A 25,499-nucleotide genomic window follows, 5' to 3' on the forward strand; every position below is an offset into this window, starting at 1 on the left:
GCACCCTGAACATGAACCCAACCGCACATTAACGAGATTGCCCGATGAGTATTCCATTCCCGCAAACCGCTGAGTTTTCCGGCGCGCTCTACACGCCCAGCCGCGTAGAAGCAGAGGTGTTCGACCTTGAAATTGAAGGCGCCCTCCCCGACTCGATCCACGGGACTTTTTATCAGGTCGCGCCAGACCCGCAATATCCACCCATGCTGGGCACCGATATATTTTTCAACGGTGACGGAATGGTCAGCGGCTTCTACTTTGCGCACGGCAAGGTATCGGTGCGACGCCGCTACGTGAAGACCGATCGCTTGCTGGCTCAGCGCCGTGAAGGTCGCTCGCTCAACGGCGTCTATCGGAACGTCTTTACCAATGATCCGCTCGCGGCGAAGAACAACACCACCGCCAATACGACCGTGATCCCACACAATGGCGTCCTGCTTGCGCTCAAGGAAGATGCCATGCCTTGGGCGATGGATCTCGAAACACTGGAGACCCTCGGCGAATACAACTTTGACGGGCAGATCAAGTCGGCAACCTTCACCGCCCACCCCAAGCTCGACCCGGTAACAGGAAACCTCTTGGCATTCAGCTACGAGGCCAAGGGAGACGGCACGCCTGACATGGCGTATTTCGAAATTTCGCCCGACGGCAAACTGCTGCATGAAATCTGGTTTCAGGCACCTTATGCGGCCATGGTGCATGATTTCGCGGTAACCGAACGGTATGTCGTGTTCCCGCTCATTCCGTTGACGGTGGACATCGAGCGCATGAAAAACGGGGGGCCGCACTTTCAGTGGCAACCCGATCTGCATCAGCTTTTCGCCGTTGTGCCCCGCAACGGCCTTACTGAAGACGTTCGCTGGTTCAAGGGCCCCAAGGACGGTTTCCAGGGGCATACGCTCAATGCCTTCGATGAGGGCGGCAAGATTTACCTCGACATGCCGGTCACTGGCGGGAATATCTTCTACTTCTTCCCCCAGGCGGACGGTTATGTCCCACCGCCTGAAACGCTGGCTGCAAGCCTGATGCGCTGGACCTTTGACCTGACCAGCGCACAGAACGACATTCAACCGCAGCCACTGACCGACTACCCCTGCGAGTTTCCAAGGTGTGATGACCGCTACATCGGTCGAAAGTACCAGCACGGCTTCCTGCTCGCCTTTGATCCACAGCGCCCTTACAACCCGGCGAACGGACCGCTGCCCTTTCAGTTTTTCAACCTGCTGGTACATATCAACCTGAAGACAGGAATCACCGACGCCTGGTTTCCCGGTGATAGCGGATGCTTCCAGGAACCCATTTTCATTCCGCGCTCGCCAGAGGCGGAGGAAGCAGATGGCTATGTCGTTGCCCTGCTCAATCTCATCGCACAAGCCCGTAGTGAACTCGTTGTTCTGGATTCTCGCGATATGGCGGGTGGGCCTGTCGCACGAATCAAAGTCCCGTTCCGGATGCGCATGTCGCTGCATGGCTGCTGGGTACCGAGCTGAGCTGACGCATTCTGCATAGCAGTTGCAGGGCACAGGCTCCGTCACCTGTTACAGAGCACCACCCTTTCCCTCCTCGCAAAATCTCGTTGTCATCCGTACACCGTACGGATGACACGCATCCTTCATTCCTCGTTTATCCCTCAGGCCAACACTTCGCAAAAACCGAATAAAAACAAATATTCCACTATATAGGATTTATGTACAAATCCTGCTTTACAGGATTTACCTATGAGATTAGATTTATCCTCATTGCATCCCGTGCCCAGGCACCCACTCTCTACCGAGGAGACTCCATGAAACTCGCGAGTTTTGTTGTTCAAGGTCGTAGCACTTACGGTGTCGTTGAAGGCGACCAGGTTATTGACCTGGAATCGGTCAAGCCAGCCTTCGGTACCGATCTCAAGCAAGCCATCGCCAACAACCGCCTTGGCGAACTGACCAGCACCGTTCTGGAGAGCCTGCCGCGCATCCCTTTGATTGAAGTGATCTTCCTGCCCGCTATCCCCAATCCGGGCAAAGTGCTGTGCATCGGCATCAACTACGCCACTCATGTGCGCGAAACCGGCCGTGAGATGCCGACCTATCCCATGATTTTTACCCGCTTCGCCGACAGCCAGACCGCCCACCTGCAACCCATCATTCGCCCGAAAGCCTCACACAAGCTTGATTTTGAAGGCGAGCTGGCGGTGGTGATCGGTAAAGCGGCGCGTCATGTCAAGCAAGCAGACGCGCTGGACTATGTTGCCGGATACGCCTGCTACAACGACGGCAGTGTCCGCGACTGGCAGAAGCACACCATTCAGTTCGTGCCGGGCAAGAACTTCCCGAACACCGGCGGTTTCGGCCCCTGGATGGTGACCAGCGACGAAATCGGCGATCCGCAGGACCTGGAATTGACCACCCGCCTGAATGGTGAAGTGATGCAACACACCAGCACCAGCGACATGATTTTCGACGTGCGCAAGCTGATCGAATACTGCTCCACCTTCACCGAACTGGCCCCCGGCGACGTGATTGTCAGCGGCACCACCGGTGGCGTCGGCGCGTTCCGTGAGCCGCCGGTCTGGATGAAGCCTGGCGATGAAGTCGAGATCGAAATTGCGCGAATCGGCATTCTGCGCAACCACATCGTTGACGAGCAGTAAGGCATGGACAAACCAACCCCATCGGAACAACTGCCAGAGCAGGATGCCGACTCCAAAGGCTCAAGCCTGGAGCGCATGCTGCGCGTACTCGACCTGTTCACCGAGGAAAACCCCATCTGGGCCGTCGATGACATGGGCGGTGCACTGGGCTTTACCCGTTCGACTATCTACCGTTATGTGCGCGAGCTGGCCGAGGCGAATTTGCTATTCCAGGTTGAAGCCGGGCGTTACGCGCTGGGTGCCCGGATCATTACCTGGGACCGTCAGTTGCGGCTGAGCGACCCCCTCGTGCGCGCCGCGCAATCGCTGGAGCCGAGCTTCCCACGGTGGAGCGAGCAGCAAGTCTGGCTGATCTGCCGGCTGTTCAAGAACCAGGTCGTCTGTATTCATCAGCACGGCGACTTGTTCAGTGAAGTCAGCTATTCCCGTGGTTCACCCAGACCCTTGTTCCTGGGTGCGACGTCCAAGGCGATCCTCGCCAACATGACCTCCCGGCAACACAGTCAGCTATTTCTGGATAACCCCGACGAGGTGCGCGCCAGCAACCTTGGCCAGACCTGGGACCAGTTTCGCCGTTCGCTGCAGCAACTACGACGCCAGGGTTATGTGGCCACCGCAGGTGAGGTTGACGGTGGCGTCTATGGCCTCGCTGCACCGATCTTCGACGGCGATGGCAAGGTCGTCGGCAGCATCAGCTGCGTACGACCTGTTCGAGAACGTGACAGTGCTCAGGAAAAGGAACAAGGACAGCAGATCCTCGCCCTGGCGCAGAAGCTGTCGCAGCTCATGGCCACGCTCGCCAACGGTTCCAGGCAACTGGTCTGAGCCATCCAGAAGGGAATAACAATGACAACCCTCACAAATTTCACCACCCAGGTACTGATCATCGGTGCCGGACCTACCGGACTGACCCTGGCCAACCTGCTTGGCCAGGCCGCTGTGGACACCTGGATCATTGATCGCAAGCCGGGCACTGTGACCGAACCACGGGCCGTTTCGATTGATGACGAATCCTTGCGCACCATGCAGGCCGTGGGCCTGAATGAAGTCGTGTTGCGTGACGTAGTGCGCGGCTACGGCGTGCATTACTTCACCCGCCCCGGCGGCCGTTGCTTCGGCAAAGTCGAACCTACTGGCAAGTTGTATGGATTCCCCAAGCGCAATGCCTTTCGCCAACCCCTTTTCGAGAACACCCTGAAGACCGGCCTCGAACGCTTTGCCAGTGTCAAGGCACGGTTCAGCCATGAGCTGCTGGAGTTCAGCCAGGATCAGCACGGCGTGTGCGCACTGATTCGTGACGCCGATGGCGAATTGATAGAAGTCACCGCAGGCTACCTGATCGCCTGCGACGGCGGTCGTAGCCCGGTGCGCAAGCAACTCGGGATCAAGATGGTTGGCTCAAGCTTTTCTTCGCGCTGGCTGGTGGTCGATACCGATCAAGATGACGACCCATTCTGGCAAACACGCGTGTATTGCGATGCGCGTCGCCCCGTCGTTGAAGTACCTGGCCCCCACCGTACCCGCCGATTCGAGTTTCTCCTCAAGCCGGATGAAACCGATGAGCAAGTGCTCAGCGAAACCCGCTTGCAGGCGTTACTTCGTCCATTCAAGGGTGACGCCCCGGTTTCCATCGTGCGCAAGACTGTTTACACCTTCCACGCCAGGGTCGCCGAGCGATGGCAGGTGGACCGCGTGTTTCTCGCCGGCGATGCCGCGCATCTGACCCCGCCCTATGCAGGACAAGGCATGAACAGCGGTATTCGCGACGCCCATAACCTGGGTTGGAAGCTGATCAGCGTGCTGAAAGGGAAAATGACCGAAGCCGCCTTGCAGTCTTACGAAAGCGAGCGGCGCGATCACGCATGGGCATTGATCAAGCTGGCTTTGAACCTCGGTGTGGTCATGGCCCCGGCAACCATCCTGCGCGCAAATGTGATAAGCGCTGCATTCGCCCTGGTCGGCCTGTTGCCGCCGTTGCGGGACTATTTCCTGCAAATGCGTTTCAAACCTAAACCTCGATTCACTAAAGGGTTGGTACTGACCGAGGGCAACGCTGGAAAACTGTCCTGTGGGCAGATGTTTCCCCAACCAATGCTCACCGATGCCCATGGGCAGGAACGCCTGCTCGACGACGTCATCGGCGCCGGCTTCGCCTTGATTCAATACGGCGACCCCACCGGGCAACGTATCGATGAACTCAAGCACGACTTCTGGAACCATCTTGACGCCAAACGCATCCTGATCTTTGCCGAAGACGCCAAGCCCATGCCTTCGATTCCTGGTTGCATGGCGCTACAGGACCGTGAAGGTTTACTCAAAGGAATACTGGGCGATTCAGACAAGTTTTTGCTGCTGCGCCCTGATCGTTACATCGCCGCCATCTTCGACAAGGCCGCAGAAGCCAAGGCAGCTGAATCCTTGCAGTTGCTGTTCGGCATCGCCATGGCGAAAAACAGCGAAATCGAGTCAGGCATCGCTCCCGTCTTTCACTGAACCTTTCAAGCCACCGAGGTGTTTATGCAAGCACTCCAGAGCTCCACACCCGCACGCCTGTGCTACCTGCACCTGGCGAGCAAAGAACCGCAACGGCAAATCGATTTCTATCGGCGGATGCTGGATATGGACGGCCTCGCGCAGGCCGATGACAGCTGGATGCTCAGAGGCCCGCAACGCGCGATGCTCATCTCTCCTGCCGACCATAATGGTCTGCTCGCAGCGGCCTTTGACCTGGGTAATCAGGCTCGACTGGCAGAGCTGCGCCTGCGCCTGCTGGAGAACAGCTGTGCCGTCGAAGATGTCGACTCGCCGTTGCTCGAACCGGGTGCCTTTCTGATTCGTGACCCTCAGGGCCGGCAAACGATATTTGGTGTATCTCGCGCCGATGACCGTGCAGACCGGCCAGGCATGCCCGGTCGCCTGCAGCACGTGGTATTCCAAACCACTGAACTGGAAGCCATGATCGATTTCTACGTCAACACGGTGGGTTTTTCCATCTCGGACAATGTCGTCGATCACCAGAACGGCCAGCTCATGACGTGTTTTCTTCGCTCGGACGATGAGCACCATACCCTGGCGTTTTTTCGCGGTTCGAAAAACGAATGGGATCACCATTGTTACGAAACCAACGAATGGAACGACATCCGTGACTGGGGTGATCGCTTCGCCAAGGAACGTATCACCATTTTCTTCGGCCCCGGACGACATGGGCCAGGCAACAATCTTTTCTTCATGGTGGTCGATGCCGATCGCAACCGCCTCGAACTCTCGGCTGAACTGGAAGTGACCGATGCCTCCCGCCAACCCGGTGTCTGGCCGCAGGAGGAACACACGCTCAATTCCTGGGGGCGAGCCTGGATCAGGACGTGAACGTATCTAAATACAGGGCTTCGCATCTTCAACTTCCTTAACCGACGCGGCCACCGGCCTCCCAAGGTAAGACTATGACGACTCAACATTTTGCCCCCTACGTCATCAATGGCGACCAATACATCAATGGCGCCTGGCGTACAGGTCGCTCGGCACGACGTCTGGATGACCGCAACCCCTTCAATGGCGAACAACTGCTGGAAATGCCCCTGGCCTCGATTGCCGATCTCGATGACGCCTACCAGGCTGCACATCGTGCACAAGCGGCGTGGGCGCAACTGCATCCAACACAGCGCAGCGCACAACTGGAAAAACTGGCGCACGTCATCCAGAACCGCAGTGACGAAATCATCGACTGGCTGATTCGTGAGTCCGGCAGCACCCGTATCAAGGCGAACATGGAATGGCAATTCACGCTGAACCTTGTTCGTGAATGCGCAACATTGCCGATGCAGGTTGAAGGTCGAATCCTGACGAGCTACAAGCCCGGCGAACAAAGTTTTGTCTTCCGTGAACCTTTGGGTGTGGTGGGCGTTATCAGCCCGTGGAACTTCCCTCTGTATCTGAGTATGCGTTCGGTGGTACCGGCGCTCGCTCTTGGCAACACGATCGTGCTCAAGCCCGCCAGCGATACGGCGGTGACCGGTGGTCTTCTGATTGCCCACTTGTTCGAAGAAGCCGGTTTTCCGAAGGGTTCGCTCAATGTCGTGGTAGGTGCAGGTTCGGAGATTGGCGATGCCTTCGTCGAACACCCGGTACCGAGCCTGATTTCATTCACCGGTTCAACCGATGTGGGACGTAATGTCGGGCGGATCGCCACGGGCGGCAAACACATCAAACGTGTCGCTCTGGAGCTGGGCGGCAACGCTCCGCTGGTCGTCCTGGATGACGCGGATGTTGAAATAGCGGCACACGCTGCGGTGGTCGGGCGCTTCCTGCATCAAGGCCAGATCTGCATGAGCGTCAACCGGGTGATCGTCGACCGCTCGCTTTATGCCGACTTCGCGGCGCTGGTCGTGGAACGAGTACGCAATCTCAAGACCGGCGACCCAGCCAATGCAGATACTGTGATTGGACCGGTGGTCAATCAGAGCCAGCTCGACGGTCTGCTGCGTAAAATCGAAGCAGCCGGGGCCGCCGGCCTCAAGCGCCTTTGTGGGGGGGCCGCTTCCGGGCTCGTATTGCCTGCCCATGTATTTGGTGAAGTGGGGGCCGATCAGGAACTCGCGCGGGATGAGACGTTCGGCCCCCTGTTGCCGCTGCTGATCGCAGAAAACGAAGCTCATGCCCTGGAATTGGCTAACGCCAGCGAGTATGGCCTGTCCAGCGCGGTGTTTACCCGGGACATGGCCCGCGGCCTGAACTTTGCTCGTGGCATAGTGGCCGGAATGACTCATATCAATGACATCACCGTCGATGATCAGCCCAATGCGCCCTTCGGTGGCGAAAAGAATTCTGGACTGGGGCGCTTCAACGGCCACTATGCTCTGGATGAGTTCACCCGTGCCCATTGGGTCACCTGGCAGCCCGGTGGTCATAACTACCCATTCTGATTATCCGCCAGTACTGATCCGACCAGGATTGGGCATGTGTTGACACCCTTCGCCCAATCACCAAAAAAATAAGAAAGAGAGGCGAAAAATGAATAATTTAGCCTGTGTGTCTACCGATCAGGTTGTTTACTCCGATCGGCTGATGAAGTGGAAAGAGTTCATGAGTGACCATCTGGGGCGCACGCCGGACTATATAAAGCGCCTGGAGTCGACCCTTATCGAGCCATTGCATAACAGCAAATTTCAGGGGCGACTGGAGTATGGAGACCTGGGTCAGCTGCGTTTCTGTCGAATGACCGCCACTGCCCATCGTTATTCACGCCATCTGAGCAAAGCCATCGACTCGCTCGACACCCCACGCATGTTGATACTGCAGATTGCTGGCGTCAGTCATTTCGAGCAGGATCAACAAAGCAGCGCATTGGCGCCTGACGAAATGCTGATGGTCGACTGCGGCAAACCGTTCAGCGTTACCAGCACCCAAGGCTGCGAGCATTTCATCCTCCTGCTCCAGGGAACGCCCGAACCGTCTTCGCAAACAGGCGATATGCATATCAATGGTCGCAACGGGCTGGGCCGCATGCTGATGCATCTGATCAGTGATGCCTACAACCAGTATCCCTTGCTCAACAACAACTCGGCCGGATTGATCGGCGGCAGCATCTCGGCGCTTCTGGATAACGCGCTGAGGAATAAACAGGAAGAAAAACAACTCGAACACGACTTCCGTTTCTTCAAGCAGAACCGCCTCAAGGCCTATATCGAGCGCCACCTGGCCGACCGCGACCTGACCATCGACCGCATCGCCAACGCCGAACAGTGCTCGGTGCGCAGCTTGCACCGAGCGTTCCAGGATGAGTTGGGTTGCAGCGTCAGCGAATACATCTGGCAGCGACGGTTGTCGCGGTGTGCCGAAGACCTGCGCAGCCGGGAACATGCCCATCGCTCGCTCACCGAGATCGCTTATGCCTGGGGCTATGGCAGCAGTTCTCACTTCAGCAGGCATTTCAAATCGACGTACGGCATGTCGCCTCGACTGTTCCGTGATACCGCGAGCGACATCAGAGTGAAATCGCCCGGAACCACGCTCACCCATTAGCCGAACAGGCGCGGTTTGTCGTGTATAGTCCTTGTCAGGTCTGAAATTATTTCCTACGAGTGATCAGGATCAACAAGGATCTCAAATCGTAACCGCGTCGATACCCGCAAGCCTTCAGTAGTGGGACAATGCAGGGAGCACGCCATGCCGATCCAGCGGCCCGATACACTGAGATCGGCCCCCGGCATAGCCAATTCCGCAAATCCCATTTCCGGTATTCCGAACAGCCTGTTTCGGCGCAGCTTCGATCAGATCAAAGAAGCCTACATTCTATTCCCGCTGTTAGCTGCTCTCCTGTTGCTGGCCATCTGGACGGCCACCTTGTACCTGATCAAGGTTGAACATGTTCGCGCGCAGCAGAGCATCGCTGCGGCAAGCCTGGAAATCGGCGCCACCTACGAAGCGCAAATGTTGCGCGCCATCCACGAGATTGACCAAACCCTCAAGCTGGTCAAATACACCGTTGAAGCTGAAGGTGAGCCCAATCCGCTTCCCCGACTCAAAGAGCGTGCTCTGTTGCCGCCGCCCCTGGTGTTTGACGTCAGTGTGGTCAATCCGGACGGAGGGCTCGTGGCGAGCACGCGGGTCCACGACTGGGAATATATCGCTGACCCGGATGAACAGCAGACATTGCGGCACAGCGATTCACTGTCAATCAGTCGCCCCTGGAAAAGCCCTGTCACCGGAGAATGGCGATTGCGCTTCAGCCGTCGGCTTGATGCAGCAGGTGGTGTGTTCTCCGGGATTGCGATGGTCGAGGTCGATGCGGCCTATTTTGTCAGCAGCTACGACGCCTCGAAACTGGGTGATCACGGCCTGCTCGGCTTGCTGGGTATCGACGGCATCTTCCGCGTCAGGCGCACCGGGGAAGAGGTGGTGGCCGGCGATGCGGTCGATTATGCCGCGGTGGTGATGCCGGACACTGAAAACACCAACGCTGTGCTTTCGGACAACGGGTGGGATGGAGTGCGGCGCTACACCAGCGCCCGCCAACTCTACGATTTCCCGCTGGCGGTGATTGTCGGTTTGTCCGAGGAGGAACAACTGACAGCGGTGACCCAGCAAGCGCACACCTATATCTGGCGCGCTGCGGGCGGCAGTTTAGTGCTGGCGTTATTGATGGGGCTGCTCGCCAGGATGAGTTGGCAACTGGGGCAAAGCCGTTTGCGCGCCGCCGAAACCCAGGCTCAGCTCGCCGCCGCCGCCCGCCAGGCCGGCATGGCGGAAATTGCCACCAACGTCCTGCATAACGTGGGCAACGTTCTCAACAGCGTGAATATTTCCGCTGAACTCGTCACCCAGAAGCTGCGCACCAGCAAGGCCCTGGGGCTCGGCAAGGCAGTGCAACTGATGAACCAGCATGCCGAAGACCTGGGTGACTTCATCTCCCGCGACGCGAAAGGCAAGCTTCTGCCCGGCTACCTGAACCAACTGGTGGATGCGCTGGCGATCGAACAGCAAAGCATGACCGACGAACTCGAACAATTGACCAAAAGCATTGACCACATCAAAGAGATCGTTGCTGCCCAGCAATCTTATGCTGGCGCATCCAGTATCTCCGAGACCGTTCAGATAAAGGAGCTGATAGAAGATGCTCTGCGCATGAACGCCGGAATACTCGCAGCGCGCCAGATAATCGTGGTGCGAGATTTTGGAGAAACACCCTCACTACAGCTGGACAAGCACCGAGTGCTGCTGATCCTGGTCAACCTGATAAAAAATGCCAGCGGAGCAATGGATGACCGGACGCTGCCATGCCCGCAGATCACGCTGCATAGCGAGCTGAAGCAAGGGCATACCTTGATTATTAAAGTCATTGACAATGGCGAAGGCATTGCACCAGAAAACCTGACTCGGATTTTTGCCCATGGGTTCACTACTCGCCAGGATGGTCATGGTTTTGGTCTACACAGCTGCGTTCTGGCGGCCATGGAGATGGGCGGCTCGCTGGAAGCACATAGCGACGGCCCGGGTAAAGGTGCGATTTTTACGCTCAAACTGGCGATTAAAGCCTCCGAACAATAGTGCGCAGTATGAGCCGACGTTAAAAGGAATAAACGAATGGCAGCAGCCCCCATGTCACCTCATTAGTAACGCCGACGCTTGCGGCTATGGAATCGTGCCTGAACCACACGTTGCTTTTTTCTGATGAGGTAGCAGTGATCCTATGGACTCCAGACTCAATTTAGTGGCCTTGGTGGCGACGCTGTATGCCTGCGCGGCCAGTGCCGACGCTGAAGAAACCTCGATGTTTTCACTGAGCAGTTTTGGCACCGTGGGGATAGTCCATTCCAGCGAGAAAAAAGCCGACTTCACCTCCAGTGTCTTCAAGCCCAACGGTGCCGGTCACTCGCGCAGCTGGAGCGCCGACGTCGACAGCCTGATTGGTGCTCAGGTGATCGCCAATTTCACACCGCAGCTCTCGGCCGTGGTGCAGGTCATCTCGGAGCAGCGTTACGACAACAGCTACCGGCCCTTCGTCGAATGGGCCAACATCAAGTATCAATTCACGCCGGATTTCAGCGCACGCATCGGGCGCACCGTGTTGCCGACTTTTTTGCTCTCCGACACCCGAAAAGTGGGATACACCCTGCCCTGGGTGCGTCCGCCGATGGAGGTTTATTCGCTGATGCCGGTCACCAACAGCGACGGTCTGGACCTGAGCTACCGATTTCACGTCGGTGAGTTCACCAATACCGTGCGGGGCAATTACGGCCAGAGCGATAGCCGAGAGGCAGACAACGCTGGCAAGGCGCTTGCGCGTGATTTGTGGGAAATCACCAATACGACCGAATACGAGGCCCTCACCACACGCATCACCTACCTGAAAGCTGATCTGACCGTGGAGTCATTCAATTCATTCTTCGATGCTTTCAGGGATTTCGATGCAGAAGGCAACGCTATTGCGGCGCGCTACGATCCCAATAACTCAGTATTCGAATTTTTCGGGATCGGAGCCAGCTATGATCCGGGCAAGTGGTTCGTGATGAGCGAATGGGGTCATTTCGATAGCCATTCGGCGATCGGCGCGAGAAGCGCCTGGTATGTCAGCGGCGGGTACCGGCTTGACGCGTTCACACCCTATGTCACTTACGCGCGAGAAAAGTCGGAATCCGCGACCTCTACCTCGGGTTTGACGGCGGCTGGTCTGCCACCGGACCTCGCCGGGACCGCCGTCGGTCTCAACAGCTCCCTCAACGGAATCCTGGGTACGAATGAAGGTCAGCAAACGCTTTCACTTGGGATGCGCTGGGATTTCACGAAAAACATGGACGCCAAATTGCAATACGACTACACGCGGCTAAAAGGCAACGCTACCGGTCCGCTGATCAATACCCAGCCGGACTTTGAGTCGGGGGGCTCGTTCAGCGTGATCAGCCTGGCTGTCGATTTCGTATTCTGATGGAGCAGGCCATGCGGTTTGTGAAATTCATCGGATTCGCTGTAGCGGGGTTCGTCATGTGCGTAGCCAGCGCTATCGTCAGGGCCGATGTGGTAGTGGTAGTCGCCACCTCCAGCCCGGTGAAAGTACTGGCGCGTAATCAGGTGGCGGATATCTTCCTGGGCAAGACCAGTCGTTTCCCGGACGGTGGGCAGGCCGTGCCGATTGATCAGACCGAAGATTCGCCGACCCGCGATGAGTTCTACTCGAAGTTCACGGGCAAGTCCGCGGCCCAGCTCAAGGCGCACTGGTCGAAAATTATCTTTACCGGCAGAGGGCAGCCTCCGCTGGCGCTTTCAAACAGCGCAGAGGTCAAGAAACGTATTGCCGCAAATCCCGATAGCATTGGCTATATCGAGGCGCGTGATGTGGACGGCAGCGTCAGAGCCCTACCGCCCTCCGCCCAATGAGTGTTCATCATTGACCTGCTGATACTCGCGTGGTGTGCAGCCGAATTCACGACGGAACACCGTGTGCAGGTATTGCGCCGATTTGAAGCCGCAATTCTGGGCGATATCGGCAATCGCCGAATCAGTGTTTTCCAATCCGCTAGCGGCCGCTGCCAGTTTGAAGCGCAGGATCTCGTCATGCACGCTACAGCCCCGCACCTTGCGAAAGTGCGACTCCAGCGATGAGCGCGACACGCCGACGTACCCCGCCACCTGTGCGGTCTTGATGCCTTGACAGGCATATTGGCGAATGAAAAGCAGCGCCTGCATGACATAGGGATTACCCAGTGGTTGATGCAGACTTGAGGTCTGCACGTTGATTGCCTCAGGCGGTATCAGAACCTGCGTGCCCGTGGACGGCATGCCGTGCAGCATCTGATGGAGCAGGTGCGCAGCGGTCCGGCCCATGGTTTCGGTGCCTTGAATCACTGAACTCAGCGGCACTCTCGTCAGGCTGCGGGTCAATGGGTCGTTGTCGATGCCGATCAACGCCACCTGCTCCGGCACCACGATCCCGGCGGTCAGGCAGGCCTGCAGCAGCTGCCGGGCACGGGCGTCACTGACGGCGATGATGCCGATGGGTTTGGGCAGACTTTGCAGCCAGGCAATCTGCTGTTCGACGGCGCTGTCCCAGAGCGGTGCGCTGGTGCCCATGCCGCGATAGACCTCGACGGGCAAGCCATCGCGCTGCAGCAGCCGGCGAAAGGCTTTTTCCCGTTCCTGCGCCCAGCGATTGGCTTGTGCTTCAGGCAGGCTGAAGCAGGCAAAACGCGTCAAGCCGGCCTGGATAAGGTGCTCGTACGCCAACTTCATCAGCGCGTAATTGTCGGTGGCGACGTAGGGAATACCTTTTGGATAGGCGCGCTCATCCTGATACGACCCGCCGACCGCAACGACTGGCAACTTGATCCCGGCCAGCGCCTCGCCGATCAGCGGGTCGTCGAAGTCGGCAATGATCCCGTCGCCCTGCCAGCGCTCGATCCCTTTCAACCGGCAGAGAAAATCCTCCTCAAGAAACAAGTCCCAGGACGCGCGGGTGCTGCTCAGGTAGTTGCCGATGCCGCTGATGATGCCGCGGTCGTAGATCTTGCTGCCGTTGAACAACAGCGCAATGCGGTGAACGGGAGGTACGGTTTTCATTGTTTTAACCTGGGCCGATCAACACAGACTAGGCGCGCAAACGACGAATCTCAATACGCAAAATCGAACTGCGCATTGGTGATTTTCATAATCAACGCCCCCAGAGCCGGCGTTAGTATCGGGACACCGCCAAGAACAACAAGGAAATTGCAAATGCCTTACTTCCCCGCTGTCGACAAGATCCGCTACGAAGGCCCCGCCAGCGACTCGCCCCTTGCCTTCCGCCATTACGACGCCAACAAGCTTGTCCTCGGCAAACCCATGCGCGAGCACCTGCGCATGGCTGCCTGCTATTGGCATACCTTCGTCTGGCCGGGGGCTGACATGTTCGGCGTCGGCGCCTTCAAGCGCCCGTGGCAACACGCCGGGGAACCGATGGAGCTGGCCATCGGCAAGGCCGACGCGGCTTTCGAGTTCTTCTCCAAACTGGGCATTAACTACTACAGCTTCCACGACACCGATGTCGCACCCGAAGGCACGTCGCTGAAAGAGTATCGCAACCACTTTGCACAGATGATCGACCACCTGGAGCGCCATCAGGAACAAACCGGGATCAAGCTGCTGTGGGGCACCGCCAACTGCTTCAGCAACCCGCGCTTTGCCGCAGGCGCCGCCAGCAATCCGGACCCGGAAGTGTTCGCCTGCGCTGCCGCCCAGGTATTCAGCGCCATGAACGCCACCCAGCGCCTCAAAGGTGCCAACTACGTGCTGTGGGGCGGACGTGAAGGCTACGAAACCCTGCTCAATACCGATCTGAAACATGAACGCGAACAATTGGGCCGCTTCATGCGCATGGTGGTCGAGCACAAGCACAAGATCGGTTTCAAAGGCGACCTGTTGATCGAACCCAAGCCGCAGGAGCCGACCAAGCACCAATATGACTACGACAGCGCCACGGTTTTCGGTTTCCTGCAACAGTTCGGTCTGGAAAACGAGATCAAGGTCAACATCGAGGCCAACCACGCAACCCTGGCCGGGCACAGCTTCCATCACGAGATCGCTACGGCCGTCTCGCTGGGGATCTTCGGCAGCATCGACGCCAACCGTGGCGATCCGCAGAACGGCTGGGACACCGACCAGTTCCCCAACAGCGTCGAGGAGATGACCCTCGCCACCTACGAAATCCTTAAAGCCGGTGGCTTCACCAATGGCGGCTTCAACTTCGATTCCAAGGTCCGGCGCCAGAGCGTAGACGAGGTCGATCTGTTCTATGGCCACGTCGCCGCCATGGACGTCCTCGCCCTGGCGCTGGAGCGCGCAGCGTCCATGGTGGAGAACGATCAGCTCCAGCAATTCAAGGATCAACGCTACGCCGGCTGGCAGCAGCCGTTTGGTCAGGCGGTGCTGGCGGGTGAGTTCAGCCTTGAATCACTGGCCGAACATGCCTTCGCCAACGAGCTGAACCCCCAGGCCGTCAGTGGTCGGCAGGAGATGCTCGAAGGTGTGGTCAACCGGTTTATCTACCCCTGACAGTAGACAAACCTTACCGCCGACGGCCGTGAGTCTGCGGCCGCAACCGAGCGGTTACATTCTCGCGACAAATCTGTGCTCGCGGCGGCCTGCGACTCTCTACAGTTCTACCGGCACCGTGTTCATCGTCAGGAAGTGTCTTCAAACAACAATAAAAGGACGCACCACAATGAAAAAAGTAAAACTCACGTTACTCGCTGGCGCCCTCGCCCTGCTTTCGCTTCCGGTCATGGCCGATCCTGCTCACCCGAAAATCGGTTTTTCCATTGATGACCTGCGTCTGGAGCGTTGGTCACGAGACCGTGACTACTTTGTCGCGGCGGCGGAAAAAATGGATGCCAAGGTCTTCGTCCAGTCAGCTGATGCCAACGAGCAAAAACAAATTTCCCAGATCGAAAACCTCATCTCCCGTGGCGTCGATGTGATCGTCATCGTGCCGTTCAACGCCACCGTGCTGACCAACGCCGTCGCCGAGGCCAAGAAGGCCGGGATCAAGGTGGTGTCCTACGATCGACTGATCCTGAACGCCGATATCGACGCCTATATTTCCTTCGACAATGAAAAAGTCGGCGAGATGCAGGCCGCCGGGGTGCTGAAAGCAGCGCCCAAAGGTAACTACTTCCTGCTCGGCGGCGCCCCCACGGACAACAACGCCAAGGTCCTGCGCGAAGGGCAAATGAAAGTGCTGCAACCGGCCATCGACAAGGGTGATATCAAGATTGTCGGCCAACAGTGGGTGAAGGAATGGAACGCCACTGAAGCGTTGAGCATTGTTGAAAATGCCCTGACTCGGAACAACAACAAGATCGACGGTATCGTCGCCTCCAACGACGCCACCGCAGGCGGTGCCATTCAGGCTCTGGCCGCGCAGAAACTGGCCGGAAAGGTGCCGATCTCAGGCCAGGACGCAGACCTGGCGGCAGTCAAGCGGGTCATCGATGGCACCCAGACAATGACCGTCTACAAGCCGCTGAAACTGATCGCGTCGGAAGCCGCCAAGCTCTCGGTGCAACTGGCGCGTAACGAGAAACCCACCTACGGCTCGCAATACGACAATGGCAGCAAGAAAGTCGACACCATCCTGCTCACCCCGATCCCGTTGACCAAGGACAACATCGATCTGCTGGAAAAAGACGGGTTCTATACCAAGGCACAGATTGCCGGGCAGTGACCTGAGCGCAACCCCGAGGGCCAGGTGAACCTGGTCCTGTCGGGCTCTCGGCAGGCCAGCCCTGCCGCCCCGCCTGTTGCTTTTCTGTGAGTGCTTCGCCATGTCTGACTACCTGCTGCAAATGAACGGTATCGTCAAAACCTTCGGCGGTGTCAAAGCCTTGAATGGCATCGACATCAAGGTCAAGCCGGGTGAATGCGTCGGCCTGTGCGGCGAGAACGGCGCCGGCAAATCCACGTTGATGAAAGTCCTGTCGGCGGTCTACCCCTACGGCACCTGGGAGGGAGACATTCTCTGGAACGGTCAACCGCTCAAGGCGCAATCCATCAGCGAAACCGAGGCCGCCGGGATCGTTATCATTCACCAGGAGCTGACGCTGGTACCGGATTTGTCAGTGGCTGAAAACATCTTCATGGGTCACGAGCTGACGCTGCCCGGCGGGCGCATGAACTACCCGGCGATGATCCACCGGGCCGAAGCCCTGATGCGTGAACTCAAAGTGCCGGACATGAACGTGTCGCTGCCGGTTTCACAGTACGGCGGTGGCTACCAGCAACTGGTGGAGATCGCCAAGGCACTGAATAAGCAAGCGCGCCTGCTGATCCTCGATGAGCCTTCATCGGCCCTGACCCGTTCGGAAATCGAGGTGCTGCTGGACATCATTCGCGACCTCAAGGCCAAGGGCGTTGCCTGCGTCTATATCTCCCACAAGCTCGATGAGGTGGCAGCCGTGTGCGACACCATTTCGGTCATCCGCGACGGCAAACACATCGCGACTACCGCCATGGCGGACATGGACATCCCGAAGATCATCACGCAGATGGTCGGACGGGAAATGAGCAATCTCTACCCCACCGAACCCCATGAGATCGGCGAGGTGATTTTCGAGGCGCGCCATGTCACCTGTTACGACGTCGACAACCCCAAGCGCAAACGGGTTGACGACATTTCATTCGTGCTCAAGCGCGGGGAAATCCTCGGTATCGCGGGGCTGGTCGGCGCCGGTCGCACGGAACTGGTGTCGGCACTGTTCGGCGCCTACCCCGGGCGTTACGAAGGTGAAGTCTGGCTGGAGGGCCAACGGATCGACACGCGCACGCCCCTCAAGTCAATTCGCGCCGGGCTGGGCATGGTCCCTGAGGATCGCAAGCGCCAGGGCATCATTCCGGACCTGGGCGTCGGCCAGAACATCACCCTGGCCATCCTGGACACCTACGCGAAAATGACCCGCATCGACGCCGAAGCCGAACTGGGCAGCATTGACAGGGAAATCTCGCGCATGCACCTCAAGACCGCGAGCCCGTTCCTGCCGATCACCAGTCTCTCCGGCGGCAACCAGCAGAAAGCCGTGTTGGCTAAGATGCTCCTGACCAAACCCCGCGTGCTGATTCTCGATGAACCCACCCGAGGCGTGGATGTCGGCGCCAAGTACGAGATCTACAAGCTGATGGGCGCGCTGGCGGCCGAAGGGGTGTCGATCATCATGGTGTCCTCGGAGCTCGCCGAAGTATTGGGGGTTTCCGACCGCGTGCTGGTGATCGGCGAAGGTCAGCTGCGTGGCGACTTCATCAACCACGAACTCAGCCAGGAACAGGTGCTCGCCGCCGCGCTCAGCCATTCCGATGAACCTGACAGCAATGATCGGAAGTCCGCGTAGATGAATCAGGTCAAACAACTTTTCAGCCGTTACAAAATGCTCGCTCTGGTGATTGCCGTGGCGGTTATCTGGCTGTTCTTCAGCTGGCAGACCGACGGCGGATTCCTGACCCCGCGCAACCTCTCCAACCTGCTGCGGCAAATGTCCATTACCGGGATCCTCGCCTGCGGCATGGTGCTGGTGATCATCAGCGGTGAAATCGATCTGTCGGTGGGCTCATTGCTTGGCCTGCTGGGCGGCCTGGCGGCGATTCTCGATGTGGTCTATCACATTCCGCTGCTGGCGAACCTGAGCCTGGTTGCCTTGTGCGGCCTGGTAATTGGTTTGGGTAACGGCTACATGACAGCCTATCTGCGCATCCCGTCATTCATTGTCGGCCTGGGAGGCATGCTGGCATTTCGCGGAATTCTACTGGGGGTTACCGGCGGCACCACCATTGCGCCTGTGTCGCCGCAGCTGGTCTATATCGGCCAGGGTTATCTGCCGCACACGGTTGGGGCCGGGCTCGGCGTACTGCTGTTCGCCTTCACGCTGTTCCTGACCTGGAAACAGCGCCGCAATCGTGCCCTCCATGGCCTGACGGCATACTCATTGGTGCGGGACGTGTTGCGCGTGGCGTTGATTGGCGTGGTGCTGGCGGGTTTCGTCTACACCCTCAACAGCTACGACGGTATCCCGGTTCCGGTGCTGCTTCTGCTGATTCTGCTTGGCGTGTTCAGCTACGTGACCAGCCAGACGGTGTTCGGCCGACGCGTCTACTCGGTGGGCAGCAACATGGAAGCCACGCGCCTGTCCGGCATCAACGTGCAGGCCGTAAAGCTGTGGATCTTCGGCATCATGGGCGTGATGTGCGCCCTCGCTGGAGTGGTCAACACCGCACGCCTGGCCGCAGGCTCGCCCTCGGCCGGCAACATGGGCGAACTCGACGCCATCGCGGCCTGCTTCATCGGCGGCACCTCCATGCGCGGCGGCTCTGGCACCGTTTACGGCGCCCTCCTCGGCGCGCTGGTCATCACCAGCCTGGACAACGGCATGTCCATGCTCGACGTGGACAGCTACTGGCAGATGATCGTCAAAGGCAGCATTCTGGTGCTGGCAGTGTGGGTGGATGTGAGCACCCGGACCGGGCGCCGCTGAGCCGAACTGGATTCAGATGGATATGCACATCGCTATCCATGGCCTGAAGCAGCGGCTGCCCTTCACCCTCAGTGAAGGACATCGCCCTGAAAATAACTACATGGATGCGATGATCACGGCTGCCCCGCCGTGGTAGCTGCAGTTTGACCGTCAAACATGGCCGCAAAACGAGGCTTGTTGGCCGCGTAATACTCTGCAACGACCTTGTCTGCCGAGCTGTCACGCGCTGCGGCCATCAACTTCTCAAGATCAGCTTGAGGAAGCTTGAAGTTGGCAAAGAACCGCGCAACGTCGGGGTGCTCGGCACTGAAGCCTTTGCGGGCGACCGCGTGGATTTGCTCGGCCCCACCGAAAACATGTTTCGGGTCATCCAGATAGCGCAGGGGCCACTTGGAGAACATCCAGTGCGGGCTCCACGCGTTAATCAACGACCATTTGTCACGTTTTAGATTGCGATCCAGTTCGCTCAGCATTCCAGACTCTGATGAAGCAACCATCTTATAGCCGTCGAGGTTGTATTCCTGAATGGCCTTTTCCGTAAGTTTGTATTGGCCGTTACCCACTTCGGAAGTCAGGATCTTGCCGCCCAGTTTCTCCCGCACCGCTGGCTTGTTGAGGTCTTCGATACTGGCAATCTCACTGACAGGAATAGAAGTGGGCACCGCCATGCCGATCCGGCCTTCATACAGCACACCGAGATCTTCAAGTTTGTCGCGGTATTTGTCATAGAACGCCTTGTGGGTACTCGGTAACCAGACCATCGGGATCAGGTCGATATTGCCGTTGGCCACCGCCTGAAACTGAATACCAATGTCCGCAAGAACCAATTTGACGGGTTGCTTGAGGCGGTCTTCCAGGGCGGCATTTGCCAGCTTTACCGCGATTTCGGTGTCCGACCAGTTTACCCAGCCGATACGGATAGGTGCCGGGTCGGCAGCATGAGCGACCAGACTGCATGAGGCCATAGTCCAGGCCGCAAACCAGCCAATAAGAGTTTTACTGGATAACGTAATCATGGTGCATCTCCGCGTACTGTATGAATAGTTATTGGCAGGGCAGTAGATGAATCAAGTTATCTCATGAACGCAAAACGACATCGCGATCACAAGGGCATTCAGGTTAGAGCTGGATGAATTATTGTTAGGCGAAATCACTGTCCATTCCGGTAGTTCGGCCCTCCTCCGCCCATGGGCGCGATCTGACGTTGCGTAGCTGACCCATGAATTCCCATGAGTTGTGGGCGTTGATCTGCATCGCACCGATCAGCCTTCCCCCACAGCGCGTTTTTGCTCGAATGAGCCAGATCAGCCCGTGTTTGCTGGATATTAATCCTGGATTTTTGCTGGCGCAAGCAAAATGTACATGTGTGTCCTACTCGTTGACACATACGTACATTCGACATACCGTTATGTCAAACCAAGCCTGATGTTCTGTTCCAGGAGCGCAATACATGTCCAGCGATCCCTTGCTGCAACCCTATAAAATCAAAAACCTGACGCTCAGAAATCGCATCATGACCACCTCGCATGAACCGGCTTATCCGGTCGATGGCATGCCCAAGGAGCTGTATCGGGCCTATCACGTCGAGCGTGCCAAGGCTGGCGTGGCATTGACCATGACTGCAGGTTCCGCCGCGGTGTCGCGCGACAGCCCGCCGGTGTTCAACAACATCCTGGCTTACAAGGACGAAGTGGTCGGCTGGATGAAGGACTTGACGGACGAGTGCCACGAGCACGGCGCGGCCGTGATGATTCAGCTGACCCACCTGGGGCGTCGCACTCGTTGGGACAAAGCCGATTGGCTGCCTGTTGTTTCGCCGTCGCACCGCCGCGAAGCGTCGCACCGCTCCTTCCCCAAGAAGATGGAAGAGTGGGATATCGATCGGATCATCAAGGATTACGTCGATGCCGCCGAGCGCATGAAAGCGGCGGGCCTCGACGGCCTTGAGCTGCAGGCCTACGGGCATTTGATGGATCAGTTCTGGTCTCCGCTGACCAACGACCTCGACGGCCCTTACGGCGGTTCCCTGGAAAATCGTTTACGTTTTACCTTCGATATCTTGCGAGGCATCCGCAAGCAATGCGGTGAGGATTTTCTGCTGGGTGTGCGTTACACCGGTGATGAGGATCTGGCTGGTGGCTTCGGGGCGCGGGAAGGCATCGCTATTTCGCACATGCTCAAGGACAGCGGCCTGGTTGATTTTCTCAACGTGGTGCGCGGGCACATCGACACCGATGCCGGCCTGACCGATGTGATTCCAATTCAGGGAATGCGCAACTCTCCGCACCTGGATTTCGCCGGCGAAATTCGCGCGGCGACCGGTTTCCCGACATTCCACGCCGCCAAGATCCCCGACGTCGCCACCGCCCGGCATGCCATCGCCTCCGGCAAAATCGACATGGTGGGCATGACCCGCGCGCACATGACCGATCCGCACATTGTGCGCAAGATCATCGAAAAGCGTGAGGAAGAGATCCGCCCCTGTGTGGGGGCGAACTATTGCCTGGATCGCATCTATCAAGGTGGCGCGGCGTATTGCATCCACAACGCCGCGACCGGCCGCGAAACCACCATGCCCCACGAGATCCCCAAAGCACCTGCCAGACGCAAGGTGGTAGTGATTGGAACCGGCCCGGCCGGTCTGGAAGCCGCCCGCGTGGCCGGCGAGCGTGGCCACGACGTCACGGTGTTCGAAGCCGCCGATCAGCCGGGCGGGCAGATTCGCCTGACCTCGCTCAGCGAGCGGCGTCGCGAGATGATCAGCATCATCGACTGGCGCATGGCGCAATGCGAACGCCTCGGTGTGAGATTCCACTTCAATACCTGGGCCGAAGCCGACACGGTGCTGGCTGAAGAGCCAGACGTAGTGATTGTCGCCACTGGCGGCATGCCGGATACCGAGGTGCTGAAACAGGGCAATGAACTGGTAGTGTCCACCTGGGACATCATTTCCGGTGACGTCAAGCCCGGCAAGAACGTGCTGATCTTCGACGACGCTGGCGACCATGCGGCGTTGCAGGCTGCGGAAGTCATCGCCAACAGTGGCGCAACGCTGGAGATCGTCACACCGGACCGGTCGTTCGCGCCGGAAGTAATGGCGATGAACCTGGTGCCTTACATGCGCAGCCTGCAAGACCTGGACGTGACTTTTACGGTGACCTATCGGGTTGAATCCGTAGAGAAGCAGGACGGCAAATTGTTAGCCCGCTTTGGCAGCGATTATGGCCAGGTACACAAGCAGCGAGTGGTCGATCAGGTGGTAATCAATCACGGCACCCTTCCTCTGGACGATTTGTACTTCGATCTGCGCCCCCTTTCGAGCAACGGCGGCGCGGTCGAACAGCACAATCTGATCGCGGGGAAAACCCAGAACATCATCACCAACCCGGAAGGCCGCTTCCAACTGTTCCGAATCGGCGATGCGGTCTCGGCGCGTAATACCCATGCCGCCATCTACGATGCTTTGCGGCTGGTTAAAGACATCTGACGGCATGCCCTTGACTTCAACCATCAGGGGCAATTCAATGCCCAGACCGGGATGAGGCTTGATTGATCAGGATTGAAGCCCTTTGCGGGCCACCGCAGCCCCTTCCTGCAACGCTCTGCCGATTAGCGCCTCAAAATGACCGTGAGTCATTGCCTGCAAAGCGGCGGCCGTCACGCCTCGGTAAGCCACCAAGGCATCAATCATCTCCTGTGCATCACGACAGGCCAGCAGCTGACTGCTATTGATCACGACATTTTTCGCCGCAAGTAGCGCTATATCAGCAGGTATACCGGCAACAATTGCCTGGGTGCTCAGTGCCGTCATCAGCAAGGCGGGAAAGGCAGGCCCCGTACCCGAGAGCGCTGTAAGGTAATCAATGAAGCCCTCCTCCTGAACTTCAGCCGCAGTGCCGACGCATTCGAACAGGCGCTGCACGAGGTTTTTCGTCGAAGCATCGATCGCCCCAAAACAATACCAGGGCGTAAAAGACTGCTCGATTTCTACCGCTGCGTTGGGCATCGCCCGCACGACTGCCGAAGCCGATGTCTGCGCGGCTATAGTCCGCGCGCTAATTCCAGCCATCAAAGAGATGATTACTTTGCCAGCCGCGTTGATGTTCAGGCTGGCGAAATGTTCAGGACGAACGGCAATGATCACCAGATCGCTGCGAATCACCAGCTCCTGGTTATCGGTAGCCAGACTGGCGCCCTGATGTGCCAACTGGTGGGTTCCCGATCGGTTTGAAACGACCAGCTTGCCAGCCGGGAACACTGCCTTTGCCAGCACTGCCTTTGCGATTGATCCACCCAACCAGCCCGTTCCGCCAATGATACCCAGCGTCTCATTGGTCATCGGCAGCCGTCTCCTCGAAGGTGTCTGCTAATGGGACGAAGATCCCGGGTTCCTTTTCGGCATAGCCGAATTTGCCGTAGAAACGATCCAGCTCGCGCTGCTTGGGTACCTTCCCGGTGAAAATGCTCACGTAATGGGGAATACGCTGGAAACGCACGGTAATCAGCTCATTGGTGTTCATGGTGATATAGCCGATTTGCGTCAGATAAATCGTGCGAGCCCGCGCGTCAGCACCCTGGCTGTCGTAGCCGAAGCGCTTGAACATGCTCGCCAGCGCGTTTATTCGTTGCTCGTCTATGGTTGCGACTTCTGCGGCAACTTCATTTGATTGCAGCGCCCAGCTACGGACCGCAAACTCGAACTGCGAGTCGAATAACTGGGGATTGAGCCAGCATTCGAAGACATTCAGGATTGCTTCGGAAATGCTTTCTGCATAGCTTTCGCACTGCCGGATCAACCCACCGGTATTGGTGTCGCGCCAGCGCGTGAGCAAGGCGGCCAATAACTGCTCGCGGTCCTCAAAAAACCAATAGAAGCTGGTTCGAGACAAACCGAGACGCTTGGCCAGCGGCATGACCCGAACGGCATCGATGCCCGACTCTTTGAGCGCATCATAGGCGGCTTCAAGCCATCCCTCCGGCGACCCGCGCCACCCGGTATCCTGGGCCTTGCCACGTGCCTTCCCTAACTGGGACATCTGAGCAACCTTCTTCAAAAACGTGTAATTTAAATGTACTCCGATGCCCTTTGAATGTACACCTGAGTACATTTGATTGACTTTCACTCCCTTCGGCACTTTGAGAACACGCATCATGAAAATCCAGCCGCTGCCGCCGCTCAATAGCCTGGTAGCTTTCGAAGCTGCCGCACGCCATCTGAGCTTCACCGGCGCCGCAAGGGAACTCAACGTCACGCAAGGAGCAATCAGTCGGCAGATACGGCTATTAGAGGACTACCTTGGCGAAAGCCTGTTCGAACGTAACACCCGCGAAGTAAGCCTGAGTCCGGTCGGTAGCCGTTATTACAAGACTGTCGATCAGATGCTGCGCGAGGTTGCCAAGGCCACTGAAGAGATCCGCCGCTGGCAGGGTGGCCGCCAGATTACGGTCATGACCAGCTCAGCCATGGCCTCATTCTGGTTGCTGCCAAAAGTCGGCGACTTTCAACGCCTGAACGAAGACATCGACCTGCGAATCATCGCCTATGACCGGGCCAAGGATTACTCGCGGCTCGATTGCGATCTTGCCCTGTATTACTGCCGCACCCCGCCTGCACACATGACCGCTACCTCACTGTTTTCAGAGGAGGTCTTTCCGGTCTGCAGCAAAGAGTACCTGGACCGCCATCCTCATATACGCAACATCGATCAGTTCGGTGCGGCAACCTGGTTATGGATGGACGATTCCCAAAGGGACTGGATCGGTTGGCCAGAATGGTTTGATCGACTGGGCTACAAAGCTCGCGCACCTCGTCATCGGGTGAACATCAACAACTACTCGATGTTGATTCAGTCCGCCCTTACCAGCCAGGGTATCGCGTTGGCCTGGTCACACCTGCTAGGCAACCATCTGGAAACAGGCAACCTGGTCAAGCCAGTCGATGACGTGCTGCAGACCGATGCACAATTCTGTCTTCTGGAGCACGCGGGTCGTGGCGGCAACCAACATGTCGTGGGTAGATTTCGAGAATGGCTGATGCAACAAGCCGGAGTCATTAATGATAAAAACTCATGAGCTGGTGACATAAAATCGTTTGTCAGCAATGTGCTGCTTATATAAATATCTCCTACAGGCAAAGACTCCAGATAAAACAACAACGAGCCGCCATGATGATGAGTATAAACCAGACCCTTTTCGATATACATCGACATCCGGCCACAGAATGCCGGGGCCAGTTCTTTTATCAACACTTCAGTCTGCTGCTCATCCACTGCCCAAACTTTGATTACTGCTATTGCACAGTTATCGCGTGCACTTTGTACAGCCAGCAGCGTTTTCATAACTGCCATTCAGATACTCATATCGCGCCCATGAGGTTAGTA

Annotated in this window: 20 protein-coding genes; 16 read left to right on the forward strand and 4 right to left on the reverse strand. The window is 57.7% G+C overall.

The window, feature by feature from the left end; genetic code table 11:
* Positions 1-44 precede the first annotated feature (44 nt).
* From AFK24_RS25335 to AFK24_RS25380, 10 genes are all read left to right on the forward strand, one after another.
* Positions 45-1,490, forward strand: coding sequence for a carotenoid oxygenase family protein (locus tag AFK24_RS25335; RefSeq protein ID WP_065835834.1), 1,446 nt, complete (start codon positions 45-47; stop codon positions 1,488-1,490).
* A gap of 293 nt (positions 1,491-1,783) precedes the next feature.
* Positions 1,784-2,635 carry a fumarylacetoacetate hydrolase family protein gene (locus AFK24_RS25340; protein WP_065835835.1) on the forward strand — a complete coding sequence of 284 codons (852 nt, stop codon included), beginning with the start codon at positions 1,784-1,786 and terminating at the stop codon, positions 2,633-2,635.
* 3 nt (positions 2,636-2,638) lie between these two features.
* On the forward strand, positions 2,639-3,460 hold the full coding sequence (locus AFK24_RS25345) for an IclR family transcriptional regulator (protein ID WP_065835836.1): 822 nt from the start codon (positions 2,639-2,641) through the stop codon (positions 3,458-3,460).
* Between the two features lie 21 nt (positions 3,461-3,481).
* Complete coding sequence (locus AFK24_RS25350; protein WP_065835837.1) at positions 3,482-5,128, forward strand: bifunctional 3-(3-hydroxy-phenyl)propionate/3-hydroxycinnamic acid hydroxylase; 1,647 nt, start codon at positions 3,482-3,484, stop codon at positions 5,126-5,128.
* 24 nt (positions 5,129-5,152) lie between these two features.
* Positions 5,153-6,001 carry a VOC family protein gene (locus AFK24_RS25355; protein WP_065835838.1) on the forward strand — a complete coding sequence of 283 codons (849 nt, stop codon included), beginning with the start codon at positions 5,153-5,155 and terminating at the stop codon, positions 5,999-6,001.
* A gap of 74 nt (positions 6,002-6,075) precedes the next feature.
* The gene (locus AFK24_RS25360; RefSeq protein WP_065835839.1) at positions 6,076-7,554 is read left to right on the forward strand and encodes an aldehyde dehydrogenase family protein; all 1,479 of its coding nucleotides are present in this window, start codon (positions 6,076-6,078) and stop codon (positions 7,552-7,554) included.
* A gap of 88 nt (positions 7,555-7,642) precedes the next feature.
* Positions 7,643-8,653, forward strand: a complete 1,011-nt coding sequence (locus tag AFK24_RS25365) for a helix-turn-helix domain-containing protein (RefSeq protein WP_065835840.1) — start codon at positions 7,643-7,645, stop codon at positions 8,651-8,653.
* A gap of 144 nt (positions 8,654-8,797) precedes the next feature.
* Entirely contained in the window at positions 8,798-10,678 is a 1,881-nt protein-coding gene (locus AFK24_RS25370; RefSeq protein WP_065835841.1) for an ATP-binding protein, read from the forward strand.
* Between the two features lie 223 nt (positions 10,679-10,901).
* Positions 10,902-12,056 (forward strand): porin, encoded by a 1,155-nt coding sequence (locus AFK24_RS25375; RefSeq protein WP_240500445.1) that lies wholly within the window; start codon positions 10,902-10,904, stop codon positions 12,054-12,056.
* A gap of 11 nt (positions 12,057-12,067) precedes the next feature.
* Entirely contained in the window at positions 12,068-12,505 is a 438-nt protein-coding gene (locus AFK24_RS25380) for a substrate-binding domain-containing protein (protein ID WP_065835843.1), read from the forward strand.
* Here AFK24_RS25380 and AFK24_RS25385 read toward each other — a convergent pair.
* Positions 12,485-13,684, reverse strand: a complete 1,200-nt coding sequence (locus AFK24_RS25385) for a XylR family transcriptional regulator (protein WP_065835844.1) — start codon at positions 13,682-13,684, stop codon at positions 12,485-12,487. The genes AFK24_RS25380 and AFK24_RS25385 overlap by 21 nt on opposite strands.
* Positions 13,685-13,837: 153 nt before the next feature.
* Between AFK24_RS25385 and xylA the strand changes: the two genes are divergently transcribed.
* The 4 genes from xylA to AFK24_RS25405 all read left to right on the forward strand — a co-directional run bounded on the left by xylA (position 13,838) and on the right by AFK24_RS25405 (position 19,119).
* A complete protein-coding gene (gene xylA, locus AFK24_RS25390; RefSeq protein ID WP_065835845.1) occupies positions 13,838-15,154 on the forward strand; it encodes a xylose isomerase in 1,317 nt (438 codons plus the stop codon).
* Positions 15,155-15,323: 169 nt separating this feature from the next.
* Complete coding sequence (xylF, locus tag AFK24_RS25395) at positions 15,324-16,325, forward strand: D-xylose ABC transporter substrate-binding protein (RefSeq protein ID WP_065835846.1); 1,002 nt, start codon at positions 15,324-15,326, stop codon at positions 16,323-16,325.
* Positions 16,326-16,425: 100 nt separating this feature from the next.
* Positions 16,426-17,982 carry a D-xylose ABC transporter ATP-binding protein gene (xylG, locus tag AFK24_RS25400; RefSeq protein ID WP_065835847.1) on the forward strand — a complete coding sequence of 519 codons (1,557 nt, stop codon included), beginning with the start codon at positions 16,426-16,428 and terminating at the stop codon, positions 17,980-17,982.
* Positions 17,983-19,119, forward strand: coding sequence for a sugar ABC transporter permease (locus AFK24_RS25405; RefSeq protein ID WP_065835848.1), 1,137 nt, complete (start codon positions 17,983-17,985; stop codon positions 19,117-19,119).
* 113 nt (positions 19,120-19,232) lie between these two features.
* On the opposite strand, the gene AFK24_RS25410 is transcribed toward AFK24_RS25405, so the two are convergent.
* Positions 19,233-20,135 (reverse strand): glycine betaine ABC transporter substrate-binding protein, encoded by a 903-nt coding sequence (locus tag AFK24_RS25410; protein ID WP_065835849.1) that lies wholly within the window; start codon positions 20,133-20,135, stop codon positions 19,233-19,235.
* 434 nt (positions 20,136-20,569) lie between these two features.
* Between AFK24_RS25410 and AFK24_RS25415 the strand changes: the two genes are divergently transcribed.
* Complete coding sequence (locus AFK24_RS25415) at positions 20,570-22,606, forward strand: NADH:flavin oxidoreductase (protein WP_065835850.1); 2,037 nt, start codon at positions 20,570-20,572, stop codon at positions 22,604-22,606.
* 66 nt (positions 22,607-22,672) lie between these two features.
* Here AFK24_RS25415 and AFK24_RS25420 read toward each other — a convergent pair whose 3' ends face one another.
* Entirely contained in the window at positions 22,673-23,458 is a 786-nt protein-coding gene (locus AFK24_RS25420; protein WP_065835851.1) for a pyrroline-5-carboxylate reductase family protein, read from the reverse strand.
* Complete coding sequence (locus tag AFK24_RS25425; protein ID WP_065835999.1) at positions 23,448-24,155, reverse strand: TetR/AcrR family transcriptional regulator; 708 nt, start codon at positions 24,153-24,155, stop codon at positions 23,448-23,450. Before AFK24_RS25425 ends, AFK24_RS25420 begins: the two co-directional genes overlap by 11 nt.
* A gap of 115 nt (positions 24,156-24,270) precedes the next feature.
* On the opposite strand from AFK24_RS25425, the gene AFK24_RS25430 reads away from it, so the two are divergent.
* Positions 24,271-25,191 carry a LysR substrate-binding domain-containing protein gene (locus tag AFK24_RS25430; protein WP_065835852.1) on the forward strand — a complete coding sequence of 307 codons (921 nt, stop codon included), beginning with the start codon at positions 24,271-24,273 and terminating at the stop codon, positions 25,189-25,191.
* Positions 25,192-25,499 lie beyond the last annotated feature (308 nt).

Source organism: Pseudomonas syringae (genome assembly GCF_001698815.1).
GTDB lineage: Bacteria > Pseudomonadota > Gammaproteobacteria > Pseudomonadales > Pseudomonadaceae > Aquipseudomonas > Aquipseudomonas syringae_A.

Bases quoted from the DNA above. Each gene is read 5' to 3' on its own strand.
- AFK24_RS25335 (WP_065835834.1), top strand. From the start codon at position 45: ATGAGTATTCCATTCCCGCAAACCGCTGAGTTTTCCGGCGCGCTCTAC.
- AFK24_RS25430 (WP_065835852.1), top strand. From the start codon at position 24,271: ATGAAAATCCAGCCGCTGCCGCCGCTCAATAGCCTGGTAGCTTTCGAA.
- AFK24_RS25375 (WP_240500445.1), top strand. From the start codon at position 10,902: ATGTTTTCACTGAGCAGTTTTGGCACCGTGGGGATAGTCCATTCCAGC.
- AFK24_RS25410 (WP_065835849.1), bottom strand. From the start codon at position 20,135: ATGATTACGTTATCCAGTAAAACTCTTATTGGCTGGTTTGCGGCCTGG.
- AFK24_RS25370 (WP_065835841.1), top strand. From the start codon at position 8,798: ATGCCGATCCAGCGGCCCGATACACTGAGATCGGCCCCCGGCATAGCC.
- AFK24_RS25365 (WP_065835840.1), top strand. From the start codon at position 7,643: ATGAATAATTTAGCCTGTGTGTCTACCGATCAGGTTGTTTACTCCGAT.
- xylF (WP_065835846.1), top strand. From the start codon at position 15,324: ATGAAAAAAGTAAAACTCACGTTACTCGCTGGCGCCCTCGCCCTGCTT.
- xylA (WP_065835845.1), top strand. From the start codon at position 13,838: ATGCCTTACTTCCCCGCTGTCGACAAGATCCGCTACGAAGGCCCCGCC.
- AFK24_RS25420 (WP_065835851.1), bottom strand. From the start codon at position 23,458: ATGACCAATGAGACGCTGGGTATCATTGGCGGAACGGGCTGGTTGGGT.
- AFK24_RS25380 (WP_065835843.1), top strand. From the start codon at position 12,068: ATGCGGTTTGTGAAATTCATCGGATTCGCTGTAGCGGGGTTCGTCATG.
- AFK24_RS25345 (WP_065835836.1), top strand. From the start codon at position 2,639: ATGGACAAACCAACCCCATCGGAACAACTGCCAGAGCAGGATGCCGAC.
- AFK24_RS25350 (WP_065835837.1), top strand. From the start codon at position 3,482: ATGACAACCCTCACAAATTTCACCACCCAGGTACTGATCATCGGTGCC.
- AFK24_RS25425 (WP_065835999.1), bottom strand. From the start codon at position 24,155: ATGTCCCAGTTAGGGAAGGCACGTGGCAAGGCCCAGGATACCGGGTGG.
- xylG (WP_065835847.1), top strand. From the start codon at position 16,426: ATGTCTGACTACCTGCTGCAAATGAACGGTATCGTCAAAACCTTCGGC.
- AFK24_RS25360 (WP_065835839.1), top strand. From the start codon at position 6,076: ATGACGACTCAACATTTTGCCCCCTACGTCATCAATGGCGACCAATAC.
- AFK24_RS25385 (WP_065835844.1), bottom strand. From the start codon at position 13,684: ATGAAAACCGTACCTCCCGTTCACCGCATTGCGCTGTTGTTCAACGGC.
- AFK24_RS25355 (WP_065835838.1), top strand. From the start codon at position 5,153: ATGCAAGCACTCCAGAGCTCCACACCCGCACGCCTGTGCTACCTGCAC.
- AFK24_RS25405 (WP_065835848.1), top strand. From the start codon at position 17,983: ATGAATCAGGTCAAACAACTTTTCAGCCGTTACAAAATGCTCGCTCTG.
- AFK24_RS25340 (WP_065835835.1), top strand. From the start codon at position 1,784: ATGAAACTCGCGAGTTTTGTTGTTCAAGGTCGTAGCACTTACGGTGTC.
- AFK24_RS25415 (WP_065835850.1), top strand. From the start codon at position 20,570: ATGTCCAGCGATCCCTTGCTGCAACCCTATAAAATCAAAAACCTGACG.